Below are 26,144 nucleotides of genomic sequence, written 5' to 3' on the forward strand. Positions count from 1 at the left end.
ATTCTGCTTACGGTTGCAAGCGTTGCATGCTCCATTGCCCGTCAGCACCGCGCGTAAACACGATGCGGTCATGGAAGCGCGAACGGCGCCCCTGCCAGAATTCGATGCGCTCCGGCTGCAAGCGGTAGCCGCCCCAGTGGGCCGGGCGCGGCGGCTGCGAGTCGCCGACGGCGGCCGCCACGGCTTCGTAATTGCTTTCCAGCACGGCACGGTCGGCGATGGGGGCGCTTTGTTGCGAGGCAATCGCCGATAGCCGGCTTTGCAGGGGACGCACATTGAAATACTCGTCGCTCTCGGCCGCCGTGGTTTTCACCACCGTGCCCTCGATGCGCACTTGCCGCTCCAGTTCGCGCCAGAAGAACAGCAGGGCCGCGTTTGGATTGTGTTGCAGATGCTGGCCCTTGTCGCTGTTGTAATTCGTGTACCAGGTAAAGCCCCGCTCATCGAACTGCTTGATCAGCACGATGCGCGAGCTGGGCTTGCCTTCGGGACTGACGGTAGACAAGCTCATGGCGTTCGGTTCGCTGACCTGGGACTTGAGTGCTTCATCGAACCATTTTTCGAATTGCGCGATCGGGTCGCGCTGTACGTCGTCCTCGGACAAGAGCCTTTGCACATAGTCGATGCGCATGGCGGCCAGGGTGACGGCGTCGTGCACGGGGACGGCGGGAGCGGCCGCGTCAGGCACATCGGGCGCGATGCCGCGGCGGCGCTGCATGGCCGTGCCCAGCTGCTCCATTTGTTGCGCGCTGAACAGGCGCTTGGCCATGGGCGCCAGCTGGCCCTCTTCCTTGCTCATGTGAGCCTGGTAGGCGGCAACGTAGGCGGCCACGCCATCGGCGGGCAGCTGCGTGCCCGTGCCGGCCGCGATGGCGTCCAGTTCCGGGCGCAGGGTCAGCCAGGCCTGATCCATGCGCTGGTGGTCGGCCAGGATTTCCGGTACCAGGGTCGCCAGCAGGGCGGCATCGTCGCCCGTGGCAGTCGCTTGCAGCATGGGCATCAAGTCCTGCTCTTCATCGTCATGGTGCAGATGGGCGGCTTTATTGAAATATTGCAACACCGCCTTGGCCGCCTGCTGCGCGTCCGTCGTGTTGCCGTGCTGTGCCAAATGGCCCAGCAGGTTTTGCAGGGTCGTCAGCTGCTTGCGGATTTTGTCGTGGCAATGCTTGAGCACGGCGATGGGCTGGTCAAAGCCGGGAACGGAGTCGAACAGGGGAGAGGTCATGGCGAGTTCTCGTGATGGGCAGTGTGGGGGCGCGGCGACAGTGCTGCTTGTCGCTGTGTCAATTCGGCTATTTTAGAATATCCGTCAGCGCAGTGTCCGTTAAAATGGCGCCATGCATACCTCCACCAATGAACTAATTTCCATGGACTTGACCGAGATCGATTTTGAGCGGCGTTTCGGCGGCATCGCCCGGCTGTACGGCGCGCCGGCTTTGGCCCGTTTCCGCGCCGCCCATGTGTGTGTGATCGGCGTGGGCGGCGTCGGTTCCTGGATCGTCGAAGCGCTGGCGCGCAGCGCCATCGGCCGCCTGACCCTGATCGATCTCGACAATGTTGCCGAATCGAACATCAACCGCCAGATCCAGGCCATGAGCGACACCATCGGCCAGGCCAAGATCACGGCCCTGGCCGAACGCATCGAACTGATCAACCCGTTTTGCCAGGTCACGCAGATCGAGGATTTTATTACCCCCGATAATCTGGACCAATTGCTGGGCGGGCGCGATTTCGACTACCTGGTCGACGCGATCGACAATGCCAAGGCGAAAGCGGCCGTGATCGCATATTGCCGCGCGCGCAACATTCCCATGCTGACCATCGGCAGCGCGGGCGGGCAGACGGACCCGACCCTGATCGCCGTGCGCGACCTGTCGAAAACGGAACAGGAACCGCTGCTCAAGAGAGTACGCAAACTGTTGCGTACCGAATATGGTTTCCCCCGTGGCGTGAAAAACAAATTCAATGTCGACGCCGTGTTTTCCATGGAACCGTTGAGCACGCCCGAGAGCGCCGAAGCGTGCGCCATCGATGGCAGCGCGCCCGCCGGCGTGACGGGCCTGAACTGCGCCGGCTTCGGCTCCAGCGTGGTGGTGACGGCCAGCTTCGGCATGGTGGCGGCCGCGCATGCGCTGAAAAGCTTGCGCCAGGACAAATTGGCCGCCTTGCCGGACGCCGCCTAGGTCAGTTGCCTAAGTCACGCTGCATGTATCAGCTTCCTGCTGGCCAGGATGCGGTAGTCGCCGCTGCTCTTGAGCGATTCCACCAGCACCAGCTCATCCGCCAGCCAGGCGATGGGCGCGAAGTCCCCGATGGCCGGCGGCGGCGCCTGACGCGCCAGGGTCACGTGCGGCGTAAAACGGTCGTGCTCGAAGCGGGGCGCCAGCCCCTGTTCCGCCAGGCGCTGCATGCAGGCCGTGCGCAAGTCCAGCAAGGCGAGAGAAGGCTGCGCCAGGGCGGCCCAGGCCAGCGCCAGCTTCGTAAAATGGCTGGCGTGATCGAACAGCAGGGGCATGGGATGCGCCGGCAATTGCGCCAGAATATCCAGCAGGGCCGACAGGTCGCCGGCGGGGCGCTGGCCCAGGAAGGCCAGGGTCAGGTGCAGCTTGTCCGGACGCACGGGTTTGCCTTCCAGGCGCGCCTGCCAGGCGGCCAGGGCCGCGCGCGTGGCCGCATCGGGCCACAGCGCGTAAAACAGGCGGGGGCAATGTGTGTCGGGCGACAAGTTTTTCCTATCGTTGCGGCGGTTTGCTATTATTGGCGTTCCCTGCCCACTTGCACTGGCAGGGATCTTACCGAAACTCACTGAAAGAATACATCATGACGCGTAGCTCCGTTTTGTTTGCCCTGATCTGCTCCGTCGCCGCGTCGCTGGCGCAGGCACAGGCGCCAGCGCCTGTTCCCGCCTCCGCCGTCTCGCTGAGCCCAGGCCCTGTCGCCGATAAATTGATTCTGATCGACAACAAGGTCGGCACGGGCAAGGAAGCGTCCGTCGGCAGTAACGTCACCGTGCACTACACGGGCTGGCTGTACCGTCCGCTGGCGAAAGATTCGCGCGGCAAGAAGTTCGACAGCTCCGTCGGTCGTGGCCCGTTTGACTTTCCGCTCGGCAAGGGCATGGTCATCAAGGGGTGGGACCAGGGCGTGGCCGGCATGAAAGTGGGCGGCAAGCGCACCCTGATCATTCCAGGCGAACTGGCCTACGGCCCGCGCGGCGCCGGCAATGGCGACATTCCGCCGAACTCGGCACTGATCTTCGATGTGGAATTGCTGGACGTGAAGTAATTGTTCAGTTTGGCGGCTGCGCATGCCCGCGCTGCCGCCATTTACGCTCTGAAACGCGGTAGACTGGGTTCTTCTGAAATTGCTGTGGAGACCACACCCATGAATATCGCCAACGACGTCACTGAACTGATCGGCAATACCCCCCTGGTGCGCATCAACCGCATCGCTGCCGGCAGTGTGGCCACCATCCTGGCCAAACTCGAATTCTACAATCCCGCGCACAGCGTCAAGGACCGCATCGGCCTGGCCATGATCGTCGCCGCGGAAGCCGCAGGCAAGATCCATTCCGATACCGTCATCGTCGAGCCCACCAGCGGCAACACGGGCATCGCGCTGGCCATGGTGTGCGCCGCGCGCGGCTACCGCTGCACCCTCGTCATGCCCGACACCATGAGCCGCGAACGCCGCATCCTGCTGCGCGCCTATGGCGCCGAACTGGTGCTCACGCCCGGCAGCGAAGGCATGCTGGGCGCCATCCGCAAGGCCGAGGAACTGGTGGCGGCCGACCCGCGCTACCTGATGCTGCAGCAATTCAACAATCCCGCCAATCCCGCCATCCACCGCGCCACGACGGCCGAGGAAATCTGGCGCGACACGGATGGGCAAGTGGACATCGTCGTCGCCGGCGTGGGCACGGGCGGCACGATTACCGGCATCGGCGAGGTGCTGAAGGAACGCAAGCCCGGCTTGCAGGTGATCGCCGTGGAACCGGAAGCGTCGCCGATGCTGTCGAAGGGTACCAAGGGACCGCATCCGATCCAGGGCATCGGCGCCGGTTTCGTGCCGCAGATCTTGAACACGGCCATCTACGACGAAATCATTTGCGTCAAGAACGACGACGCCTTCGCCACGGCGCGCCTGGCCGCCAGCGATGAAGGCTTGTTGGTCGGCATCTCGTCGGGTGCCGCCCTGTGGGCAGCCCTGCAAGTGGCGCGCCGTCCGGAAAACGCGGGCAAGCACATCGTCACCATCATTCCATCGTTCGGCGAGCGCTACCTGAGTACCGCTTTGTACGCGGGCCTGGGCGACTAGGAACGCCGAACCAAACCTACTGCGCGTCGTAATTTGCGGCCTGCGATGCTCACTGTACCTTCGTACAGTTGCGCTTCTCGACCACAACTTCCTTCCGCTCGCTACGGTTTTGTTCGGCGTTGTAAAGCCAGTTACGGCTGCCGCGCTGGCAACAGTAGGGACACGTCGATCGCCTCCGCCAGCGCCCGGTTGCCTGCGTCGCCCGGGTGCAGGTGGTCGCCCGAGTCGTAGGCGGGCAGCAGGCGCAGCGGGTGCTCAGGGTCGCGCGCCAACGCGTCGAAGTCGAGCACGGCATCAAAGCTGCCGCTGGCGCGTAGCCACGCGTTCAATTGCTGGCGCAGCGCATCTTTTTCTGGCTGGTAATAGTTGCTCAAGGGCGTGCCGGGCAGGGCGCCTTCGAATGGCGTCAGGGTGGCAGCGATCACGCGCACGCCGCGGCTGCGCGCCTGGGCGATCAGTTGGGTGTAGCCGTTTGTTAACTCTTCCAATGTCGGCCGTTTTTGCCGTGGCGCAAACGCCGTGCCGGGCCAGCTGATGTCATTGATTCCCAACAAGACGACCACCGTGCGCACGCCAGGCTGCGCCAGCACGTCGCGTTCAAAACGGGCCAGGGCATTGTCTCCCATGCCGTCGGACAACAGCCGCGCACCGGAAATGCCCGCATTGATCACGGCCACGCCGTGCGGCGCCAGGCGCCGGGCCAGGAAATCGGGCCAGCGCGCATCCATCCCCAGGCTGGCAGTGGCGCCATCGCTAATCGAATCGCCGAGGATGGCCACCGCTTGCGCCCCCTGCGCCGCTTCCACCTGTATGGCGCTGAGCAAGAGACGCGCCGTGGTGGTCTGTACGCCGGGCGCGTCATCGATGCGCGCGGCCCGCGTCTGATCCTGCGGGGCGATCCACGCCGTCTCGCGCCCATCCCAGTGAAACGTGGCGACGGGACTGGCCTGCGGCAGGTGGATGCTCACCGTCAGCCGGGCCAGGTCCGGCACGGACAGCTCGACGGGATCGCTGACGAGCGGCGCGCCCGGCGCCACGCTGGCCGCCGGCTGGCCGGAAAACGTCAGCGTGCGCAGGCTGCCGGGTTCGATGGCTGAACCGGAGGTGGCCAGGGCCACGGTGGCCGCGCCGATGCGCAGCGGCACCTTGCCGTACGCATTCGACAGCACGATGCGCACGCGCGGGCCGCCCACGCTGAGGCGCGCCACCTGGCGCACGGTCTGCCCGTGCAGCACGGTGGGCACATTGCTGGGGAACAGGAAATCGCTGCGCCACACGGCTTGGGGGCTGGCCGTCCAGCTGGCCAGCCAGGAGGTTGCGGGATCGACCGCATGCGCGGCGGGAGCACTCAGCGCCAGGCTCAGCAGGATGGCGGGGAGGAGGGACAATCGTTGCATGGCGGCTCGCTTCATCAAGGGGAATGTCAGCATGATGAAAGCAAAGCCATTTATGCACTAGACTATCTCATCGAAGAACATTTATGAGTTGAATTCACAATGGCCAGACTGGAAGTGAACCGCTCCGGCGAGCTGGAAGTATTTGTGCGCGTGGTCGAGCTGGGCGGTTTTTCCGCCGCCGCGCGCGCCTGCGGCATGACGCCGTCGGCCGTCAGCAAGCTCGTCTCGCGGCTGGAAGAGCGCCTGGGGGCGCGCCTGCTGAACCGCTCCACGCGCCAGTTGCAGCTGACGGCCGAGGGCTGCGGCCTGTACGAACGGGGGCAGCAGGTGCTGGCGGCGCTGGACGAGGCCGAGCGCTGCGCCGGCGTGCAGGACGTGCCGCGCGGCAGAATCAAGGTCAATGCAAACGTGCCGTTCGGCCAGCATTTTTTGTTGCCGCTGGCGCCCCTGTTTCTCGAACGCTATCCGGAGGTGACGCTCGACATCGTGCTCACGGATGCCGTCGTCGATATCCTCGAGCAGCGCACGGACGTGGCCGTGCGGGCCGGTCCACTGAAAAGTTCCAGCCTGCTGGCGCGCAAGCTGGGCCAGACGCGCATGGTCATCGTGGCGGCACCAGGCTACTTGGCGCGGCGCGGCACGCCGTTGGCTGCCACCGATCTGGCCGCACACAATCTGCTCGACGCCAATTATGCGCGCGCCCGCTCGGGCTGGCCGCTGCGCCTGCCCGAAGGCGACATCGTCGTGCCCGTCACTGGCAATGCACAGGCCAGCGATGGCGAAGCCTTGCGGCAACTGGCGCTGGCGGGACTGGGTCTGGCGCGCCTGGCCGCCTTCCAGGTGCGCGCCGATATTGCGGCCGGCCGGCTGCAGGCCGTGCTGGAAGAGTTCAACCCGGGCGACAGCGAGGAAATGCATGCCGTGTTCGTGGGGCAAGGCGGGCATGTGCCGCTGCGCGTGCGCGTCTTTCTCGACTTCCTGGCGCAGCACGTCGAGCTGGAGTGATGCGATAGGCTGCATCCGGACACGGCCGCGCAGTACAATATCGGACGGGCCGCAATGGTTCGGCCCGTATTGTGCCTTTGAATGGAAATATGTTCCTGGTAAAACCTGAACGCCGCCGCCTGCTGCAGGTGGGCGCAACCGTGGCTGTCATCGCGCTGGGCCTGGCTTCGCGCGCCTTTCCCCAATTCGTCCCCGCCGTGCTCGGCAAGTATCCGGGCGACGCCCTGTGGGCCATGATGATCGTCTTTGCGCTGGGCATCGTCGCCACGCGCATGCGCACGTGGCAGCTGGCGCTGACGGCCTTGCTGATCTGCTTTGCCGTGGAATTCGGCCAGCTATACCAGGCGCCGTGGATCGTCGCGTTGCGCGCGCATCCGCTGGGGCACCTGGTGCTGGGCTCCGCCTTCGGCTGGGTCGACCTGATCGCCTACACGGCGGGCGTGGCGATCGCGGCGCTGGTCGATAAAGCGGCGCTGTTCAAGCGCCGCTAAGCTTTGATATGTGGGGCCAGACCTGACAGGACTAGCCCCATAAGTATCACTTGACGTTACCTTCGGCATCGCGCACTTCCACGGGCGCCAGTTTCAGCTTCGACAATTGCGGGGCGATCTTCGCCTTGTCGCCCACGCCGATGACGATCAGCTTTTCCGGCTGCAGGTATTTTTTCGCCACCTGCTGCACCTGCTTGTCCGTCACGCTGGCAAAGCGCTGCGGCAAGGTCGTGTAGTAGTCGAGGCCCAGGCCGTAGATATACGTGTTGGCCATGCTGGCGCTGATGCTGGCATTCGTCTCGAACTGGCCCGGCAAGGACAGCACTTGCGAGTTGCGCGCATTCGCCAGTTCTTGGCGAGCCAAGGGCTTGGCGATCATGGCGCGGATTTCCCTGACGGTTTCTGACACGGCCGGGCCCGTCACATCGGTGCGCACGCTGGCGGCAATCGAGAACGGTCCAGGCTGATTGCGGTACTGGAATTGCGAGCGCACGCCATACGTGTACCCCTTTTCTTCGCGCAAGTTGGTGTTCAGGCGGCTGGTAAACAAGCCGCCCAGGGCCGCGTTCATCACTTGCAGCGGCGCGTAATCGGGCGTGGCGCGCGGCACGGCGATGGTCGACAGGCGCACGGCCGTTTGCGGTGCGCCCGGCTTGTCGACCAAAATCAATTTTGCCTTCGTCGTCTGCGGCGCCGCGGCCACGGACGGCGCCACCGTGCCTGCCTTCCAGCTGCCGAACTTCGCTTCGGCCAGCGCCTTCAATTCCGCCTCGCCGATATCACCCGAAACGATCAGCGCCGCATTGTTTGGCAGGTAATGCTGCTGCCAGAAACCTTGCAGGTCGGCGCGGCTGGCCGCTTTCAAGGCTGCTTCCGTGCCCAGCTGGATGTAGCCATATGGATGCTGCGGGCCGTACAGGGCCGCCGCCTCCACGCGGGCCGCCACGGCGCCCGCGTTTTCGCGCTGCTGCGCCAGTTCGCCGATGCGGCTGGCGCGCTGGCGCTCGACTTCTTCCTGGGGGAATTGCGGGTGCAGCACCACGTCGGCCAGCACGTCGAGCGCTTGCGGGAACGTCGCTTTGAGCGACGTCAGCTGGGCGAACGAGGCGTCCACGCCGGAACCGGCATTGAGCAGGGCGCCCAGTTGCGCCACGTCGTCGGCGATTTGCGGCGCGCTGCGCGTACTGGTGCCTTCCTGCAGCAATTGCGCCGTAAAGCTCGACAAGCCCGGCTGCGCCAGCGGATTGGCGCCCGAGCCGCTCTTGATGACCAGCTGGCTGGACACGAGCGGCACGGCGCCGTTGTAGTGGTGGATCACGGTCAAACCGTTCGCCAGGGTGAACGATTTTCCTTGCGGTAAAACAATCTTCGGCGCGGGGCCGGCCTTTGGCACGGCATTGCGCCATGGCTCGTCCGCATTGATGGCCGTGCCTGGCGCAGGCTTGACCTTGCCCGGCGCCGGCGTCGGCACTTCCGCGCCCAGGTCCGGCGTGCCGGGCACGCCATAGACGACCACGCGCGACTGGTTCTTCAGGTACTGGTCGACGGCGCGCTGCACGCCAGCCGCCGTCACCTGGCGGTAGCGTTCGATATCCTTGGCCAGGTGGCCAGGGTCGCCCACGTATTGGTTGTATTCGTTGAGCAAGTTGGCCACGCCGTGGCCCCCCATTTTTTCCACCTGGCTCAGCATGTTGGTCTCGATGCTGTTGCGCGCCCGTTCCAGTTCCTTCTCGGTCGGGCCCTTGGCGCGCAATTGTTCCAGCTCGGCCTGCAAGGCTTGCTCGATTTCCTCGGGCTTGCGGCCCGGGCGTGCCGTCGCATCGATGGTGAAAATCGACGTGAGGGCGTTCGAACCCTGGCTGGCACCCACATCCTGGGCGATCTGCTTGTCGTACACGAGGGATTTATATAAACGGCTGGACTTGCCGCCGGCCAGGATGTGCGCGGCCATCGACAGTTCCGCGTCATCCCTGGTGTAGGCGGACGGCGTCAGCCAGGCCATGAAGACACGCGGCAACTCGACCCGGTCCTGCACCACGACGCGGCGTTCCTGCGTGATGGGCGGCGTCACGACATCGGGTTTCGGCACGGCCGGGCCGCTCTTGAAGCTGCCAAAATATTTGTTGACCAGTTCCTTGGTCTTCGCCTTGTCGATATCGCCCGCGATCACGAGGCTGGCGTTGTTGGGGCCATAGTATTTGCTGAAGAAATCCTTGATGTCGGCCAGTTTCGCGTTCTGGATGTCCGCGTGCGAACCGATGACGCTGGCGTAGTACGGGTGGGTCTTGGGAAACAGCTGGTGGTACAGCGCTTCCTGCACGATGCCGTACGGCGCATTCTCCACGCTCTGGCGGCGCTCGTTGCGCACCACGTCCTGCTGGTTCGTCAGCGCCGTCTGGTCGAGCACATCGAGCAGGTAGCCCATGCGGTCGGAATGCGTCCACAGTGCCAGTTCCAGCTGGTTCGACGGTACCGTGTCGAAATAATTGGTGCGGTCGAAATCCGTGCTGCCGTTCGAATCGGTGGCACCCGCGCCTTCGAGCAACTGGTCGGCCATGCCGCGCGGCACGTGCTTGGTGGCGGCAAACATCATGTGCTCGAACAGATGCGCAAAGCCCGTCAGCCCCGGCGCTTCATTCGCCGGTCCCACGTGGTACCAGATGTTGACGGCCGTGACGGGCAATTTATGGTCTTCCACGAGGATGATGTCGAGGCCGTTCGGCAAGGTGTATTTTTCGTAGGCGATATTGGGCACGGCCGTGGCGCCCGTCGTGACGGCCGCATCTGCGGCATGGACGAGGGTGAGCGGGGCGCCGTACAGCGACAGCAACAGGGCGGGAATGGCCAGCAGTTTGATTGGTTTCATGCATGCTTCCAGGGATGGGTGGAAAAACGCTGCGGCTCGCTCGTGGCTGGCGCAGCGCGACGTTACTACGGTCGTTGCTACAGTTTATACAGCAGGGCCGCGCCACCGAGCACCAGCAGCGCGCAGGCGATGGAGACGATGGCGGCCGCGCCCAGCAAGCGCCATTCGCGCGGAGAAAACCAAGCGGCGGACAGGGGCGCTTGCGGCACAGGCTGGGGCACGGCCGCAGGCAAACCGCCCGCCGCGCGCGCCTGTGCCGCCAGCGCCTGCGTGGCAGAATCCAGCAGGGCCAGCTGGCGCTCGACGGTTTCCGCCAGCACGGCTTCGTTCAGCGCCACGAGGGCGAATATGGGGTCATCGACGTCGACCTTGATGCCCGTCTTGTCGAACACGTGGCTGCGCAGTTTGTGCTGGTCCATCTACCACTGCACCTTGTCGAGCTGTTCGAAGATGTCGCGGTAGACGACCTTGATGCGCTGCTTTTCCATGATGTTGAACTTGTCGTTCTGCAGCACTTCCTGCATCGTCAGGCGCGCCGTGTTCATTTTCTTGACGTCCGCGCCAAAGGTATCGGGATTGCGCTGGCTCAGGGTGATGCTGCCTTTCACGCGCGCGCGGTTGTCGCTGTACGACTGCGATTCGACGAATTGCTTGCCGGACGCCGATTGCAGCAGGCCGAAGTGTTCGTTTTGCCACAGCACCAGCGGCACTTTCGTCGATTGGGCCGTCGCGACAAAACCCGTGGCCGTGTCGTGCAGGGTATCGCCGCCGCCGACGATGGTGTGGATGTACACCTTGCGGCCCGATTCTTCCAGCAGCGAGAAACAGTCGTTTTCCAGCAAGTAGCCCATCAGCGGCGAAAACGTGTTCGCGCCATTGTCGATCACGCAGTTGCCATCCGTGTCGAGAATGTCGATCATCAGGGCGTCGAAGCGTTTCGGGTCGATGTTGCGCGCATCCGTCATCACGGGCACATGCTTGACCTGCATCGCCTTGTAGCGCGAGAACGTGGCGTTTTCCTGATCGGTGTCATAGCAGCGCAAAGGCGTGTCGTCCTTGCCGCCTATCCATTGGGCCAGCAGGGTCGAGACGAGGGTCTTGCCGATGCCGCCCTTGCCCTGCAGGATGAAATGTACCGTGTTTTGCATTGCGACTACTCCAAGTTGTTGCGTCAGTGACAATCAAAGATCCGTGACAGCGTCGACTGGCATTTTTACCACAATCCTTTGCAAATATGCCATGCGGAACAGCGAATCTGGTTATGATGTTAATCAGGATACCATTGATGTAGAGCAAGTTTTGTGTGAAAAATGCACCCCAGCGTATGAATGAGGACGCAGTGCCGATCTCCAGTCTCGATAAAGCCGACATTGACCGTCTGAATCAGCAGGCCCTGTCTTGCCTGGTCGGCAACCGCCGCCAGGCGCGCCGGCTGGCGCAGATGGCGCTGGCGGCGGCGCAACGGCAACAGTATGCGCGCGGCGGCGCGTATGCGGAACTCAATCATTGCTGGCTCGCGTATTACGCGGGCGAGGCCGAACCGTCATGCGAGCGCCTGGGCGCGTATTTCCAGCACAGCGGCGACCTGGAAGGGGGCATGGAAGTGGCCGCCCTGCAGGGCGCGTATGCGAGCCGGCGCGGCGATTTTGCCGATGCCGAGCAGCATTTCCTGCTGGCGCGCAGCCAGGCCGCGCAGATCCCCGACTCGCTGCACAAGTTCATGCTGTACGCGCGCCTGGGCGTCGATGCCCTGAACCGTGGCGATACGCAGGACGGCCCGCGCAATTTCCTGCTGGCGCTCGACATCGCCGAGCGCTTCGGCAGCCCCGCGCACCGGGTCAACAGCCTGTCGAACCTGGCGTCGTCGCAGCATGACCTGGGCAACGATGAAGACGCGATTCCCCTGCTGGTCGAGGCGCTCGAGATCATCGGCACGCAAAAGCTCAAATACCAGCAAACCATCGTCTCGGCCAATCTGGCCATGTGTCTGTTGGCCACTGGCAAGCCGGCCGAGGCGCTGGCGCTGGTGGAACCGTTTTACGAGTGGCCGGAAGAAGACCTGGCCGTGCGCGCCTTTCTGTTCTGCATCGCCGCCCACGCGGCCATCCTGTTGCGCCAGCCCGACAGTGCCCTGCAATTGCTGTTGCGGGCCGAGGAGTACGCGCGCCGGGGTCAGGATCTGGAAGAGCAGATGCATGCGTGGCTGGTGCGCGGCAAGCTGGACCTGCACGCGGGCCAGACGGCGCAGGCGCTGGCGTCGCTGACGCAGGCGCACAGCCTGCTGAGCTGGACGCGCAATCCGTTTCACCAGCAGCAGATCCTGCGGGGACTGGCCGACATCAACGCCCAGCTGGGCGAATGGCAGGCCGCGTATGGCTTCCTGCAGCAATATCAGGCAGCCTACGAGGCCAGCAGCAAGTCGGCGCGCGCCTCGCGCAGCCTGATGCGCAACCTGGAAAAGGAAATGCACAGCCTGAAGGCCGAGCGCGACAAGGCGCTGGAACTGCAGGCGGCGCGCGAATCGGAAAACGTCAAGCTCGAGCACCTGAACCGTGAACTGGCGCACCAGATCCTGCACGTCAATTCCCTGCAGGACAGCCTGAAGGAACAGGCAATGCGCGACCATCTGACGGGGCTGTACAACCGCCGCCATTTTGAAACCTGCCTCAATGCCATCCTGCACGAGGCCGACGCGGATGCGCCCGTGGCCATCGCCATCATCGACCTGGATTTTTTCAAGCGCGTCAACGACACCTACGGGCACAACTTTGGCGATGAAGTGCTGATCCAGTTCGCGCGCCTGGTGGAAGGCCAGCTGCGCGGCACCGATATGGTCTGCCGCTATGGCGGCGAGGAATTCTGCCTGCTGTTGCGCGAAGCCGACAGCCTTATCGCCGCGTACAAGATCGACGATATCGCCGCGCGCTACCGCCAGCTGCTGATCCAGCAGGCGCCGCACAGCTTGACGGGCTGCACCTTTTCGGCCGGCATCGCCGAGTATCCGCGCCACGGCGCCGGCCGCCACGAATTGCTGATGCGCGCCGACAGCGCGCTGTACGCGGCCAAGCAGGCGGGCCGCGACCGCGCCTGCATCGCCGACGCTACTGAATAAAGCGCAGCAGTTCGCGCAGCGCGTGCGCCACGGCCTGCTCGCGCACAGCCTGGCGGTCGCCGGCAAACACGAGCCGCTGCGTCTGGATGCGCTCGTCCATGGCCCAGCCGAAGCAGACGGTGCCGACGGGCTTGCCCGGCACGCCGCCTGTGGGGCCGGCGATGCCTGTGGTCGAGACGGCCACCTGCGCTTCGCTGTGGGCCAGGGTGCCTTGCGCCATGGCGGCGGCCACTTCCTCGCTGACGGCGCCGTGTGCGGCGATCAGTTCGGCGGGCACGCCCAGCATGTTGCTCTTGGCTGCGTTGGAATAGGTGACGAAGCCCCGTTCGAACCAGGCGCTCGAGCCCGAGATATCGGTGACGGCCTGCGCCACGCCGCCGCCCGTGCACGATTCGGCCGTGGCCAGCAGCAGGCCTTTCGCCTGCAAGGCCAGGCCGAGCGCGGTGGAGAGGGGGACGAGTTCGTTGCTCATGGATGACTCCTGCATGCGGTGAAAATGGTGGCAAGACTGTAGCATGGCCAATGGTAAAAGAAACTTTCCCCGGTCACAGCGAAAATGCGTACACTCTTTTATACATTTGCTACCACTTCGGGCCGGCAGGCGCTCTGTCGCTGCGCCACCCTGGTGCGCATCGCCCGAACAGGCAAGCGGCATGGTGCCGCGCCTTCGTATGCATTATCTTTACTCGGTTGTCATGGCAATTCTGAACTGGACCTGGTGGCATCATCCTGGCCCCTTGCGCCGCCCCGCGCGCGGCGCTGCTCGCCGCTCCCTGCGCTGGGGCTGGCTATTGCTGCTTCTGGGCGTGCTGTGCGCCGATGCGCGATCGCAGGTGCCGGGGGAGCTGGAACGCCAGGTCAAGGCCGCGTATCTGTACAAGTTTGCCGGCTATGTCGAGTGGCCAGACGGCAGCTTTGCCCGGCCCGACTCGCCGCTGGTGATCGGCGTGGCGGGCGCCGATGCGCTGGCCGAGCAGCTCGAGCAGAGCGTGGCCGGGCATAGTGTCCACGGCCGCGTCGTGCAGGTGAAAAAAGTGCGCCGCGGCGAAGCGCTGGCCGGGCTGCACGTGCTGTACCTGGGCGCGCTGGAGAAAACGGCGCTGCAGGAGATGCTGGCCGCCAGCCGTGGCCTGGCGTTGCTGACGGTGTCCGATTCGGATGAGGTCTACGCGATGGGCAGCATGATCAATTTTGTGATGGCCGAAGACAAGGTCCGCTTCGACGTGGCCTTGAAACCCGTGGCGCAGGCGCATATCCGCATCAGCGCGCGCATGCTGCTGGCCGCCTACCGCGTGCAGACTGGGGGCGCCTAGATGATCAGACTGCGTTCCATCCGCCACAAGCTGATGTCGGTGGTCTTGCTGACCACCCTGGTGGCGCTCGTCATTTCGCTGGGCACCATCGTCGTCTACGACTTGCGCGCCTACCACCGCAATCTGGTGGCCGACATCAGTACCCAGGCCGAGCTGCTCGGGCATATGAGTTCGGCCGCGCTGGCCTTCGACGACGAGCGCCTGGCACTGGAAAACCTCAATTTGATGCGCATCCGTCCGCGCGTGACGGCCGGCGCCCTGTACAAGGCCGACGGCAGCCTGTTTGCCAGCTACCGCGCGCATCAGCATGTGGGCGAGCTGCCGGCGAAGGCGGGCAAGGAAGGCGTCAGCATCGCGGGCAAATCCGTCGAATTGTTCAAGCCCATCGTCGACAATGGCGAATTGCTGGGCACCGTGTATCTGCGCGCCGATTACGAGCTGGCCGGCCGCACGGCCGATTACCTGGCCATCGCGCTGAGCGTGACGGTGCTGGCGCTGCTGGTGGCCCTGCTGCTGCTGCGCCGCCTCGATTTCGTCATCACGCAGCCGATCCTCGACATCGCCGACGTGGCGCGCGAAGTGATCGAGACGGGCGACTACTCGCGCCGCGCGCGCAAGCTCAGCGTCGACGAAGTGGCGCAGCTGGTCGATTCCTTCAACAAGATGCTGGCCGAGATCGAGCTGCGCACGCAGGCGCTGGAGCGCTCGAACGGCGAGCTGGCGCGCGAAGGCGAGCAGCGCGCCGAGGCGCAGCAGGAAGTCATGCGCCTGAACCAGGAACTGGAAGTGCGCGTGCACGAGCGCACGATGCAGCTGGAAATGACGAATGGCGAACTGGCCATGGCGATGGAAGAGGCGCGCAGCGCCAACTATGCCAAGTCGGCGTTTTTGTCGTCGATGAGCCATGAATTGCGCACGCCGCTCAACGCCATCCTGGGCTTCGCGCAAATCCTCAGTTCCGACCGCCTGCCGTCGACCCTGGAACAAAAGAAGGAGTTCGCCGGCCATATCCTGAAATCGGGGCGCCACCTGCTGACACTGATCAATGAAATCCTCGACCTGGCCAAGGTGGAGTCGGGCACCGTCAGCCTGTCGCTCGAACCGGTGGGCCTGGACGCCATCTTGCAGGAATGCCGCGACATGATCGCGCCGCTGGCCAGCCAGCGCGGCATCGGCATGACCTTCCCTGACGCCTGCCCCCTGAACGTGCTGGCAGACCGCACGCGCCTCAAGCAAATCCTGTTGAACCTGTTGTCGAATGCGCTCAAGTACAACCGCGAGCAGGGGCAGGTAGCCATCGATTGTGCGCCGCAGGCGGGCGGGCGGGCGCGCATCAGCGTGCGCGATACGGGCGTGGGCCTCGACGTCGAACAGGTGGCGCTGCTGTTCCAGCCTTTCAACCGGCTGGGACAGGAGGGCGGCACGGAAGAAGGCAGTGGCATCGGCCTGGTGGTCACCAAGCGCCTGGTGGAGCTGATGGATGGCAGCATCGGCGTGACCAGCGCGCCCGGCGAGGGCAGCACCTTCTGGATCGAGCTGCGCGTGGTCGATGCCTTGCCCATGCCTGCGGCTCCCGCCTTGCCGCGGCCGGACCTGGCCGGGGCGCTGCTCGATCACAGCGCCCCCGTGACCTTGCTGTACGTGGAAGATAATCCCGCCAACCTGACCCTGGTCGAGGAAATCGTGCGCTACTGCCCGCAATTGCAGCTGTTGACGGCCACCGATGGCCGTCTGGGCGTGGAAATGGCGCGCACGCACCTGCCGCAGCTGATCCTGATGGACATCAACCTGCCGAACGTGAATGGCACGGATGCGCTGAAACTGCTGCGCGCCGATCCGCGCACGGCGCACATCCCCGTCATCGCCCTGACGGCCAACGCCATGCCGGGCGACGTCGAGCGCAGCATGGCGCTGGGCTTCTACCGCTACCTGACCAAGCCGATCAACCTCGATGAATTTACCGAGGCGATCAACAGCACCCTGGCCTATGTGGCGCAGCAGCGCCGGCAGAAGGGAACAGGCGCGCCATGATCAGCCAGGCCGATATCTACGCGGCGAAAATTCTCCTCGTCGACGACCAGGAAGTCAATCTGCGCCTGCTCGAGCATTTGCTGCAAAGCGGCGGCTACACGGCCATCACCAGCACCCTCGATGCGCGCGCCGTGGCCGGCCTGCACCAGCGCCACCAGTTCGATCTGATCATCCTCGACCTGGTGATGCCCGGCATGAGCGGCTACGAGGTGATGGATGCCCTGCGTCCGCTGGAGCTGGAAGGCTACCTGCCCGTGCTGGTGATCGCCGCCGACCCGGACGCCAAGCTGGCGGCGCTGGAAGCGGGCGCGCGCGACTTCATCAGCAAGCCCTTCGATGCCCTGGAGGTGCTCACGCGCATCCGCAACATGCTCGAAGTGCGGCTGCTGCACCGCGCTGCGCGCCACTACAACACCCTGCTCGAACGAACGGTGGGCCAGCGCACGGCCGAACTGCAGCGCTTTCGCGGCGCCATGGACGCCACCACGGACGCCATTTTCCTCGTCGACGTGGTGGGCATGAACCTGGTCGACGTCAACGACGGCGCTTGCCGCCTGCTCGGCTATGCGCGCAACGAACTGCTGGCGCTGGCGCCGGGCACCTTGCTGCCATCGCCGCCGGCCCCGCCGCTGGCCGCGCTGCCGGGCGGCCCTGCCCATCTGGCCACGGAAGTGACGGAGTGCGAACTGGTGCGGCGCGACCTGAGCCTGATCCCCGTGGAACTGGGTTGGCACTGGTATGCGCAAGCGCCCGTGACGGGCGGCTATTCTGGCACCCCTGGCGCGGGCGGCCTGCTGCTGATCGCCGTGGCGCGCGACATCAGCGAGCGGCGCCAGGCGCAGGAGCGCCTCAAGCACCTGGCCCATTACGATGGCTTGACGGGGCTGCCGAACCGCAGCCTGTTCTACCAGACCCTGGCCCAGGCCGTGGAACTGGCGCAAGAGAAAAGCTGGCGCATCGTGGTGCTGTTCATCGCGCTCGACCGTTTTAAAAGCATCAACGACACGCTGGGCGCGGCGCTGGGCGACGAGCTGCTGCGCCAGTTCAGCAACCGCCTCGTCGAATGCGTGCGCCTGCGCGACACGGTGGGGCGATTGGGCAACGACGAATTCGCGCTGATATTGACGATGAGCCGCAACCAGCAGGAAGCCGTGGCTGTGGCCAACCAGGTGCGCGAAACCCTGAGGGCGCCATTCGACTTGCGCGGCCACGCGGCCACCCTGACGGCCAGCATCGGCATCGCCATGTATCCGGACGACGCCACCGACCCGGAAACCCTGATCAAATACGCGAATACGGCCATGGGCGGCGCCAAGCAGGCGGGCCGCGACGGCTACCGCTTTTTCACGGCCGGGATGAACGTGCAGGTGCTGGCGCGCCTGGACCTGGAACTGGCGCTGCGCCATGCGCTCGAACACGACCAGTTCATCCTGTACTACCAGCCCAAGGTGGATTTGCGCACGGGCCGCATCAGCGGCGTGGAAGCGCTGCTGCGCTGGCGCCGTCCCGGCTACGGCCTGGTGGCGCCCGCCGAATTCGTGCCCGTGCTGGAAGACACGGGACTGATCGTGCGCGTGGGCGCCTGGGTGATCCAGGCCGCCTGCCGCCAGATCGCCGAATGGCGCGACAGCGAAGTGGGGCCAGTGCACGTGGCCGTCAATGTATCGAGCCGCCAGTTTGCCGAAGGCGACCTGGAAGGCGAAGTGACGCGCGCGCTGGCGCATCACAACGTGGCACCGGAATTGCTGGAACTGGAACTGACGGAAACGGCGCTGATGTCGAACGCCGAGCGCACCATCGTCGTGCTGGGCAAACTGAAGAAAATCGGCGTGAAGGTGGCGATCGACGATTTCGGCACCGGCTACTCGAGCCTCGCGTATCTGCAGCGCTTCCCCATCGACAAGCTGAAGATCGACATCGCCTTCGTACGCAACATCACCAGCAACCCGAACGACGCGGCCATCGCGCTGGCCATCGTCAGCATGGCGCACAGCCTGAAACTGAGCGTCGTGGCCGAGGGCGTGGAATCGCGCCCGCAGCTCGAATACCTGCGGCGCAACCGCTGCGACGAGATCCAGGGCTTTTATTTCAGCCGCGCCCTGCCGGCGCTGGAACTGGGGCAGATGATCGTCGCCGGCGCCGGCCTGCCGCCCGGCCACGACCCGGCCGCGCAGCCGGCGCAGACGCTGCTCATCGTCGATGACGACGTCAACGTGCTGTCCTCATTGCACCGCCTGTTCCGTCCCGAGGGCTATCAGATTCTTACGGCCAGCACGCCGGCCGAAGGGTTTGAAATGCTGGCCCTGCACCGGGTGCACGTGATCGTCTGCGACCAGCGCATGCCGAGCATGAGCGGCACGGAATTCCTCAGTAAAGTAAAAGAGCTGTACCCGGAAACCATCCGCATCATCCTCTCCGGCTACACGGGCCTGGAAGCCGTGCTCGACTCGATCAACCGGGGCGCCATCTACCGTTTTTATACGAAACCGTGGGACGATACCCAGCTGCGCGACAACATCCGCCTGGCCTTCCAGCACTACTGGATGGTGAACCAGCCGGGGCTGGCGCGGGTGGCGGTCCGCTAGCCGTCCTTATGCGCTGAAATGGTCGAAGGAAGACAGCTGCAGATCGAGCGGCTGCCCGGCCGCATCCACCAGCCGCAAGCCGGCTTTGGCCTCGATGCTGCCCACGCGCGTGGCTGGTGTGGCGCAGCTGGCCGCCAGGGCGGCGATGGCGTCGCGCGAGGAAGCTGGCGCCGTGAAGCACAATTCATAGTCGTCGCCGCCGGCGGCCGTGTAGCGGCGGCGCAGGTCGGTCGCTTGCTGCGCCAGCACTGGGCCGGCAGGCAGGGCGTCCACGTCGAGCGTGGCGCCCACCTGTGACGCTTTCAATATGTGACCCAAATCGCCCACCAGCCCATCCGAAATGTCGATGGCCGCATGCGCGAGGCCCGCTTCGGCCAGCGCGCAGCCGAGCGCCACGCGCGGCGTCGGCGTGTGCATGCGCGCGCCTGCCATGGCCAGGTCGGCTGGCGACAATGCCTGTTCCTTGCGGTAGCCGGCCAAGGCCAGGCGCGCGTCGCCCAGGGTGCCGCTGACCCAGATGTCGTCACCCGCCACGGCCGCGCTGCGGCGCAGGGCCTGGCCCGGCGCCAGCTCGCCAAACACGGTGATGCAGATATTCAAAGGGCCCTTGGTGGTGTCGCCTCCGATGAGTTCGCAATTAAACGCGTCGGCCAGCGCAAACAGGCCTTCGGCAAAGCCGGCCAGCCAGGCGCGCTCCGCTTGCGGCAGGGCCAGGGCCAACGTAAATGCCACGGGACGCGCGCCCATGGCGGCCAGGTCGGACAGGTTCACGGCCAGGCTTTTGTGGCCGAGCATGCGGGCGTCGGCGCCGGCAAAGAAGTGCCGGTCCTCGACCAGCATGTCCGACGAGATGGCGATCTGCTTGCCCGCGCCGGGCGTGATCAGCGCGCAATCGTCGCCGATGCCCAGGGTGGCGCGGCCGGGGCGCTGGCGCACGAAATATTGTTTGATCAGGTCGAATTCGGAAAGCGCGTCGTGTGGGGCCATGGCGTGGTCAGTTCGTTGAGTGAGGTTGTGGCCCGGCTATTATAGGCTGGCATACAATAGGCGCCTTTGCCACTGCCGATCCGCTTGCCATGCCCATCCTCGATATTCACTTCTTGCTGCAATCCTGGCTCGACCACGGCTGGCTGCGCGACCCGCAAGCCGTCGGCTTGCGCACCTTCGAAGCGCAGGAGCTGGCGGCGCGCGGCTTCGACGCCATCAGCGACGGCGGCCAGCTGTGCCTGTACGAAGATGCGCGCCTGTTCCGCCGCGCCGGCCGGCCCGTGCCGGCGTCGTTCAAAGTGTATCTGCAGCGCGGCCAGCTGGGCGCGAATGGCCTGGAACTCGGTTATCAGGTGCATCTGGCCGGTTTTCTGCGTGCGGCGCGGCAGCCCTTGCCGGCATGTCGCGTGCTGCTGGAACACGGTGGCCGCAGCGGCGCCCTGCTGTTCGACAACGGACTGGTGCTGCAGTTCGCCACCAATTTGCGCGGCAAGCCCCGTCATTACTATCTGACCCTGGTCGAGGGACATGTGGCCGATGCCCAGCTGCCGGACCGCGACAGCGATATCGACTTGCGCGCGGCCAGCGCGCGCCATGTCCAGGCCATCTACGACAGCCGCGACCCTGCCGAACTGCAGCGACTGGCGCGGCGCGGCAATGCGGCGCTGCGCGAGCTGGCGAGTCTGCTCGCCTAGCCTTTCTTTGCCTGCGCCATGCCGTGCAGCAGCTTGGCCAGCAACTGGTCGAGCTGGCGCTGTTCGTCCGCATTGAGCGCCGAGAGCATGGCGCGCTCGTTTTCCACGTGCAGCAGCACGAGCTTTTCTATCAGTTCCAATCCCTTTTGTGTCAGGGCCACCAGCACGCCGCGCCGGTCCGTCGGATGCTTCTGGCGTTCGATCAGGCCGGCCGCTTCCAGCCGGTCGATGCGGTTGGTCATGCCGCCCGAAGACAGCATGGCCGCCTCGTACAGGGCCGTCGGCGTCAGGCTGTAGGGCGTGCCCGAGCGGCGCAAGGTCGCCAGCACGTCGAATTCGCCCGGCTGCAAGCCGTGTTCGGCGAACAGCGGATTGAGCCAGTCGCGCGCCATCAGTTGCGCCACCGTGCCCAGCTGGCCTACCAGCTGCATGGCGCGCGTATCCATCTGCGGCAGTTCGCGCTGCCATTGTGCGGCGGCAAATTGCGCGCGCGCGTGTTCTTGCGGGGTAGTTGTCATGGGCTATCCATTTATCTGGACATCAAGATAGATTTCTATCTTTATGTTAAGATACTTTTCATCGAGTCATATTTGATGACGCATTAAACCATGTGCCTCCCAGCGAGGCAAGGACTATCCCATGCCTTCCGCCCGACCTGCCGCATCTCTTTCTGCTTCAGCTTCTTCGGCCCTGCTGGTGGCCGCCATCATCCTGCTGGGCTTGAACCTGCGGCCCATCCTGGCCGCCATCGGCCCCTTGCTCGACAGCATCCAGGCCGGCACAGGCCTCAGCAATGCCGATGCGGGCTTGCTGACCACGGTGCCCGTGTTCGCCATGGGGCTGTGCGCACTGGCGGGCGCGCAGCTGCAGCGCCGGCTGGGCGTGGCGCGCGGCATCTCGCTGGGCATCGCCATCATCGCTGCCGCCTGCGCGCTGCGCTGGCCCCTGCATGGCAGCGGCGGCTTGATCGCCACGGCGGCCCTGGGCGGCCTGGGCATCGCGCTGGTGCAGGCGCTGCTGCCCGCTTTCATCAAGCGCCATTTCCCCGAGCGGGCGGGCCAGCTGATGGGCTTTTACACGACGGGCATCATGGGCGGCGCGGCCATTGCCGCCGCGTCCGCTTCACCGCTGGCGCAAGTGCTGGGCTGGCAGGCGCTGCTAGCCCTGTGGGCGCTGCCGGCCGTGGCCGCCGCGCTGCTGTGGCGCCGTGCATCGGCCGCGTGCGTGGAGGTGCCCGGCGGCGCGGGCGCCAGCCTGCCCGTGGGCAGTGGCCGCGCCTGGCTGTTGATGGTGTTCTTTGGCATCGGCACGGGCGCGTACACGCTGGTGCTGGCCTGGCTGCCGCCGTTTTACACGGAGCTGGGCTGGAGCGCGGCCGACAGCGGCTTGCTGCTCGGTGGCCTGACCCTCGTGGAAGTGCTGGCGGGACTGGTGATTTCCAGCATCATCCACCGTTTTCCCGACCGCCGCATCCTGTTGCTGTCCGTATTGCTGGCCGTGCTGGGCGGCCTGGCCTGCCTGATTGTGGCGCCCGCGCAACTGGCGTTGCCCGCCGTGATATTACTGGGCTGCGGCATCGGCGCTTTGTTCCCCTTGTCGCTGATCGTCAGCATGGACCACGTGCGGGATCCGGCCGGCGCCGGCGCACTGCTCGGTTTCGTGCAGGGCGGCGGCTACATCATCGCCAGCAGCATGCCGTTCATCGCCGGCCTGATCCGCCAGCACTCGTCCAGCCTGGCCCAGGCGTGGATGGTGATGGCGGCCGGCATCGTGGTGCTGCTGCTGATCGCCGTGCGTTTCGCGCCGGGGGCGCGGCTGGCCAATGCCCGCTAAGGTGCGCGTGCCGTGTGCCGGCAGCTGATATATTTCGCCCATGCACATCGTCGACCACTATTTGGCAGGATTGCGCCAGGCCTTGCCACCGGAGCCGCTGGCGGAGCTGGCGCTGGCCAGCGGCGCCAGCGCGGCGCAACTGGCCAGCTTGCGCCACACGTATCCGCTGTGCCCGGACAGCCTGCTGCGCTTGCTGGGCCAGTACAACGGCACCTATTATCAGGCGTACGCCGGCGGCATGGTGCTGGTGTACATGCTGGGCTCGGACGTGTTCGAGTATCCGTATTACCTGAGTTCCGTCGAGCAGATCCTCAAGGACGGGCAGGCGAACCAGCGCAGCATCGCCGATATCTATGGCCATTACCTGGAGGAAGATCCCGGTATCGTCGACGTGCGCATCGACGCCGGTATCCAGCAAGGCCAGCGCCTGTGTTTTTCGCATTGCATGAACAATGGCGGCTCCTCGCGGCTGTATGTCGATTTCACGCCCACGGGGTCGGGCAAGGTCGGGCAGGTCGTGCGCTTCCTGCACGATCCCGACAATTACCAGGTCATCGCCGACAGCTTCGACGCTTATCTGCAAATGCTGATCGATGGCGGCTATGCATTCCTGATCGAGGACTATTTTGAATAGTCGCGCCACGCCGCCATCCCTGCTGCCCGCCAACCGCCGCATCGTGCTGTCCGGCGAGGATGCGCTGCGCATCCTGCGCGAGATCGAATTCCTGCTGCAGTCGCTGCAGCACATCGGCCGCCATTATTATCCCGACGGCGACGATGACGGCGCCGATGCCCGGCGCCGCGCGCAGTATTGCGCGGAGACGACGCGCTTCATCGACGCGCAGCAGGCGACGACGCGCCTGGCGCTGATGCGCCGCATTTTGTCCGCGCCGTTCGACGACACCCTGGGTGCGGACGAGATGGATGATATCGAGCGCGCCGTCGCCGCGCTGCCGCTGTGGCGTGCTCCCGGTCAGTGATCACAAAAACTAATTGAAATGTAAAATTCGATAGTTTTTCCTGTTGAGGACGTTTGGGCCGCCGGACGGCCTTACAATGCTAGGTTATGCGTTTTCGTGATATCAGACTGTGGCTAGCGGAAAATACCTAGCTAATTGAAAGAATCGGTCTGATAAAATCCGGAACACCCGATCGACCAAACAGGAAGGCAGCACAGCATGGATTCGTCATCTGATAAAAAAGAAGAATTGCGTCAACAATTGCGCTTGGCCGCACTCGAGTATCACGAGTGCCCGCGCCCCGGCAAAATCAGCGTGACGCCGACCAAACAACTGACCAACCAGCGCGACCTGGCACTGGCCTACTCGCCAGGCGTGGCGGCACCGTGCGAAGAAATCGTCATCGATCCGGCCAATGCCTATAAATATACGGCGCGCGGCAACCTGGTGGCCGTCATCACCAACGGCACGGCCGTGCTGGGACTGGGCAATATCGGTCCGCTGGCCGCCAAGCCGGTGATGGAAGGCAAGGGCGTGCTGTTCAAGAAATTCGCCGGCATCGACGTCTTCGACATCGAGATCAACGAATCGGATCCCGATAAACTGGTCGACATCATCGCCTCGCTGGAACCGACCTTCGGCGGCGTGAACCTGGAAGACATCAAGGCCCCTGAATGCTTCTACATCGAGCGCCAGCTGCGCGACCGCATGAAGATTCCCGTCTTCCATGACGACCAGCACGGCACCGCCATCATCGTCGGCGCGGCCATCCTGAACGGCCTGAAAGCCGTCGGCAAGAAAATCGAGGACTGCAAACTGGTCGTCTCGGGCGCGGGTGCTGCGGCGCTGGCCTGCCTGGACCTGATCGTCGACCTGGGCTTCCCGCTCAAAAACATCTACGTCACCGACCTGGCCGGCGTCGTCTACAAGGGCCGCACGGAACTGATGGACCCGGACAAGGAACGCTTCGCGCAAGACACGCCGCTGCGTACCCTGGCCGAGATCATCCCGGACGCCGACATTTTCCTCGGCGTTTCCGCAGGCGGCGTGCTGAAGCAAGACATGGTGCGCAAGATGGCGCCGAACCCGCTGATCCTGGCGCTGGCCAACCCGAATCCGGAAATCCTGCCGGAAGAAGTCAAGGCCGTACGCAGCGACGCCATCATCGCCACGGGCCGTTCGGATTACCCGAACCAGGTCAACAACGTGCTGTGCTTCCCGTACATCTTCCGCGGCGCCCTCGATTGCGGCGCGACGACGATCACGCGCGAAATGGAAATCGCCGTCGTGCACGCGATTGCCGACCTGGCGCATGCCGAGCAGTCCGACATCGTGGCCACCACGTACGGCATCAGCAACCTGTCGTTCGGTCCTGAATACCTGATCCCGATGCCGTTCGATCCGCGTCTGCTGATCAAGATCGCGCCGGCCGTTGCCAAGGCGGCCGAGGATTCCGGCGTCGCCACGCGTCCGATCAAGGACTTGCAAGCGTACGCGGACAGCCTGCAGCAATTCGTCTACCGCAGCGGCACCTTCATGAAGCCGCTGTTCCTGATGGCCAAATCCACGCCGGCCGAACTCAAACGCATCGTCTACGCCGAAGGCGAAGAAGAGCGCGTGCTGCGTGCCGTGCAAGTGGTGGTCGATGAAAAACTGGCGCGTCCTATCCTGGTCGGCCGTCCACCGGTGCTCGAAGCGCGCATCCAGAAGTTCGGCCTGCGCCTCAAGCAAGGCGTCGACTTCGACGTCATCAACCCGGATTTCGACGAGCGCTATCGCGATTACTGGAACACGTATTACGCGATGACGAGCCGCAAGGGCGTCACCGAGGAATACGCGAAGCTGGAAATGCGCCGCCGCCACACCCTGATCGGTTCGATGATGATCCACAAGGGCGACGCCGACGGCATGATCTGCGGCACCTTCGGCACGACCCAGCTGCACCTGAAATACATCGACCAGGTGCTGGGCAAGCGCGCCGGCAGCAATGTGTATGCGGCCATGAACGTCCTGATCATGCCGGAGCGCCAGCTGGTGATGGTCGACACGCACGTCAATGAAAACCCGGACGCCGAGCAGCTGGCCGAGATCACCATCATGGCCGCCGAAGAGATGACCCGTTTCGGTTTGTCGCCGCGCGCGGCCCTGTTGTCGCACTCGAACTTCGGTTCCAGCGACAGCGCCTCGGCGCAAAAAATGCGCGCCGCCCTGGCCATCGTCAAGGACCGCGCGCCGGACCTGGAAATCGACGGCGAAATGCACGGCGATACGGCCCTCGACAGCAAGCTGCGTCACAAACTGATGCCAAATTCGGCACTGAAGAACGACGCCAACCTGCTCGTCATGCCGAATATCGAATCGGCCAACATCGCCTATAACCTGGTGAAAACGGCGGCCGGCAACGGCATCGCCGTGGGCCCGATCCTGCTCGGCTGCGCCAAGCCCGTGCACATTTTGACGCCATCGGCCACCGTGCGCCGCATCGTCAACATGACGGCGCTCTGTGTCGTTGACGCAGTCGCCCAGCGCAAAGTCTAAGGCTGTCGCTGTCAG

At 64.7% G+C, this 26,144-nt stretch carries 23 protein-coding genes; 14 read left to right on the forward strand and 9 right to left on the reverse strand.

Going from position 1 to position 26,144, the window contains the following annotated elements:
• Positions 1-7 precede the first annotated feature (7 nt).
• On the reverse strand, positions 8-1,225 hold the full coding sequence (pdxH, locus tag ACQ4WO_RS00220) for a pyridoxamine 5'-phosphate oxidase (protein ID WP_436479755.1): 1,218 nt from the start codon (positions 1,223-1,225) through the stop codon (positions 8-10).
• Positions 1,226-1,337: 112 nt separating this feature from the next.
• Between pdxH and tcdA the strand changes: the two genes are divergently transcribed.
• Positions 1,338-2,183, forward strand: a complete 846-nt coding sequence (gene tcdA / locus ACQ4WO_RS00225) for a tRNA cyclic N6-threonylcarbamoyladenosine(37) synthase TcdA (protein ID WP_436479756.1) — start codon at positions 1,338-1,340, stop codon at positions 2,181-2,183.
• Between the two features lie 14 nt (positions 2,184-2,197).
• On the opposite strand, the gene thpR is transcribed toward tcdA, so the two are convergent.
• Entirely contained in the window at positions 2,198-2,725 is a 528-nt protein-coding gene (thpR, locus tag ACQ4WO_RS00230; protein WP_436479757.1) for an RNA 2',3'-cyclic phosphodiesterase, read from the reverse strand.
• A gap of 95 nt (positions 2,726-2,820) precedes the next feature.
• Between thpR and ACQ4WO_RS00235 the strand changes: the two genes are divergently transcribed.
• Positions 2,821-3,285, forward strand: coding sequence for an FKBP-type peptidyl-prolyl cis-trans isomerase (locus tag ACQ4WO_RS00235; RefSeq protein WP_034746152.1), 465 nt, complete (start codon positions 2,821-2,823; stop codon positions 3,283-3,285).
• Between the two features lie 99 nt (positions 3,286-3,384).
• The gene (cysK, locus tag ACQ4WO_RS00240; protein ID WP_128141793.1) at positions 3,385-4,317 is read left to right on the forward strand and encodes a cysteine synthase A; all 933 of its coding nucleotides are present in this window, start codon (positions 3,385-3,387) and stop codon (positions 4,315-4,317) included.
• 131 nt (positions 4,318-4,448) lie between these two features.
• Here cysK and ACQ4WO_RS00245 read toward each other — a convergent pair whose 3' ends face one another.
• Complete coding sequence (locus ACQ4WO_RS00245; protein ID WP_436479758.1) at positions 4,449-5,714, reverse strand: SGNH/GDSL hydrolase family protein; 1,266 nt, start codon at positions 5,712-5,714, stop codon at positions 4,449-4,451.
• 99 nt (positions 5,715-5,813) lie between these two features.
• Here ACQ4WO_RS00245 and ACQ4WO_RS00250 point away from each other — a divergent pair, with 99 nt between their 5' ends.
• Positions 5,814-6,719 carry a LysR family transcriptional regulator gene (locus tag ACQ4WO_RS00250; RefSeq protein WP_436479759.1) on the forward strand — a complete coding sequence of 302 codons (906 nt, stop codon included), beginning with the start codon at positions 5,814-5,816 and terminating at the stop codon, positions 6,717-6,719.
• Positions 6,720-6,808: 89 nt separating this feature from the next.
• On the forward strand, positions 6,809-7,210 hold the full coding sequence (locus tag ACQ4WO_RS00255; protein WP_436479760.1) for a ribosomal maturation YjgA family protein: 402 nt from the start codon (positions 6,809-6,811) through the stop codon (positions 7,208-7,210).
• Positions 7,211-7,256: 46 nt separating this feature from the next.
• Here ACQ4WO_RS00255 and ACQ4WO_RS00260 read toward each other — a convergent pair whose 3' ends face one another.
• The 3 genes from ACQ4WO_RS00260 to ACQ4WO_RS00270 form a co-directional block, all read right to left on the reverse strand.
• Positions 7,257-10,076: a M16 family metallopeptidase gene (locus ACQ4WO_RS00260; protein ID WP_436479761.1), complete on the reverse strand. Its 2,820-nt coding sequence runs from the start codon at positions 10,074-10,076 to the stop codon at positions 7,257-7,259.
• 77 nt (positions 10,077-10,153) lie between these two features.
• The gene (traM, locus tag ACQ4WO_RS00265) at positions 10,154-10,495 is read right to left on the reverse strand and encodes a conjugal transfer transcriptional regulator TraM (protein WP_436479762.1); all 342 of its coding nucleotides are present in this window, start codon (positions 10,493-10,495) and stop codon (positions 10,154-10,156) included.
• Positions 10,496-11,224: a P-loop NTPase family protein gene (locus tag ACQ4WO_RS00270; protein WP_099401722.1), complete on the reverse strand. Its 729-nt coding sequence runs from the start codon at positions 11,222-11,224 to the stop codon at positions 10,496-10,498. It lies immediately after the preceding gene.
• A 191-nt stretch (positions 11,225-11,415) separates the two neighbouring features.
• On the opposite strand from ACQ4WO_RS00270, the gene ACQ4WO_RS00275 reads away from it, so the two are divergent.
• Complete coding sequence (locus tag ACQ4WO_RS00275; RefSeq protein ID WP_436479763.1) at positions 11,416-13,188, forward strand: GGDEF domain-containing protein; 1,773 nt, start codon at positions 11,416-11,418, stop codon at positions 13,186-13,188.
• Here the strand turns inward: ACQ4WO_RS00275 and ACQ4WO_RS00280 are convergent.
• Positions 13,178-13,660 carry a CinA family protein gene (locus tag ACQ4WO_RS00280; protein ID WP_436479764.1) on the reverse strand — a complete coding sequence of 161 codons (483 nt, stop codon included), beginning with the start codon at positions 13,658-13,660 and terminating at the stop codon, positions 13,178-13,180. The genes ACQ4WO_RS00275 and ACQ4WO_RS00280 overlap by 11 nt on opposite strands.
• 223 nt (positions 13,661-13,883) lie before the next feature.
• Between ACQ4WO_RS00280 and ACQ4WO_RS00285 the strand changes: the two genes are divergently transcribed.
• The 3 genes from ACQ4WO_RS00285 to ACQ4WO_RS00295 are packed head-to-tail and all read left to right on the forward strand — an operon-like array spanning position 13,884 to position 19,117.
• Positions 13,884-14,501: a TOL_0243 family YfiR-like periplasmic protein gene (locus tag ACQ4WO_RS00285; RefSeq protein WP_181878010.1), complete on the forward strand. Its 618-nt coding sequence runs from the start codon at positions 13,884-13,886 to the stop codon at positions 14,499-14,501.
• Entirely contained in the window at positions 14,502-16,532 is a 2,031-nt protein-coding gene (locus ACQ4WO_RS00290) for a sensor histidine kinase, YfiR-like protein-associated (protein WP_436479765.1), read from the forward strand.
• Positions 16,529-19,117 (forward strand): EAL domain-containing protein, encoded by a 2,589-nt coding sequence (locus ACQ4WO_RS00295; RefSeq protein WP_436479766.1) that lies wholly within the window; start codon positions 16,529-16,531, stop codon positions 19,115-19,117. Before ACQ4WO_RS00290 ends, ACQ4WO_RS00295 begins: the two co-directional genes overlap by 4 nt.
• Before the next feature lie 6 nt (positions 19,118-19,123).
• Here the strand turns inward: ACQ4WO_RS00295 and thiL are convergent, their stop codons facing one another.
• Complete coding sequence (gene thiL / locus ACQ4WO_RS00300) at positions 19,124-20,104, reverse strand: thiamine-phosphate kinase (RefSeq protein ID WP_436479767.1); 981 nt, start codon at positions 20,102-20,104, stop codon at positions 19,124-19,126.
• A gap of 89 nt (positions 20,105-20,193) precedes the next feature.
• Here thiL and ACQ4WO_RS00305 point away from each other — a divergent pair, with 89 nt between their 5' ends.
• On the forward strand, positions 20,194-20,799 hold the full coding sequence (locus ACQ4WO_RS00305) for a hypothetical protein (protein ID WP_436479768.1): 606 nt from the start codon (positions 20,194-20,196) through the stop codon (positions 20,797-20,799).
• Here ACQ4WO_RS00305 and ACQ4WO_RS00310 read toward each other — a convergent pair.
• Entirely contained in the window at positions 20,796-21,317 is a 522-nt protein-coding gene (locus ACQ4WO_RS00310; RefSeq protein ID WP_436479769.1) for a MarR family winged helix-turn-helix transcriptional regulator, read from the reverse strand. The two genes, ACQ4WO_RS00305 and ACQ4WO_RS00310, sit on opposite strands and share 4 nt — an antisense overlap.
• 121 nt (positions 21,318-21,438) lie before the next feature.
• Here ACQ4WO_RS00310 and ACQ4WO_RS00315 point away from each other — a divergent pair, with 121 nt between their 5' ends.
• The 4 genes from ACQ4WO_RS00315 to ACQ4WO_RS00330 all read left to right on the forward strand — a co-directional run bounded on the left by ACQ4WO_RS00315 (position 21,439) and on the right by ACQ4WO_RS00330 (position 26,129).
• Positions 21,439-22,632 carry an MFS transporter gene (locus ACQ4WO_RS00315; RefSeq protein ID WP_436479770.1) on the forward strand — a complete coding sequence of 398 codons (1,194 nt, stop codon included), beginning with the start codon at positions 21,439-21,441 and terminating at the stop codon, positions 22,630-22,632.
• Positions 22,633-22,672: 40 nt separating this feature from the next.
• The gene (locus tag ACQ4WO_RS00320) at positions 22,673-23,266 is read left to right on the forward strand and encodes an SMI1/KNR4 family protein (RefSeq protein WP_436479771.1); all 594 of its coding nucleotides are present in this window, start codon (positions 22,673-22,675) and stop codon (positions 23,264-23,266) included.
• Positions 23,259-23,612: a hypothetical protein gene (locus ACQ4WO_RS00325; RefSeq protein ID WP_436479772.1), complete on the forward strand. Its 354-nt coding sequence runs from the start codon at positions 23,259-23,261 to the stop codon at positions 23,610-23,612. Before ACQ4WO_RS00320 ends, ACQ4WO_RS00325 begins: the two co-directional genes overlap by 8 nt.
• Positions 23,613-23,810: 198 nt before the next feature.
• Positions 23,811-26,129, forward strand: a complete 2,319-nt coding sequence (locus tag ACQ4WO_RS00330) for an NADP-dependent malic enzyme (RefSeq protein WP_128141805.1) — start codon at positions 23,811-23,813, stop codon at positions 26,127-26,129.
• Positions 26,130-26,144: the final 15 nt, after the last annotated feature.

Source organism: Janthinobacterium aestuarii (genome assembly GCF_051380835.1).
Lineage (GTDB): Bacteria > Pseudomonadota > Gammaproteobacteria > Burkholderiales > Burkholderiaceae_D > Janthinobacterium > Janthinobacterium aestuarii.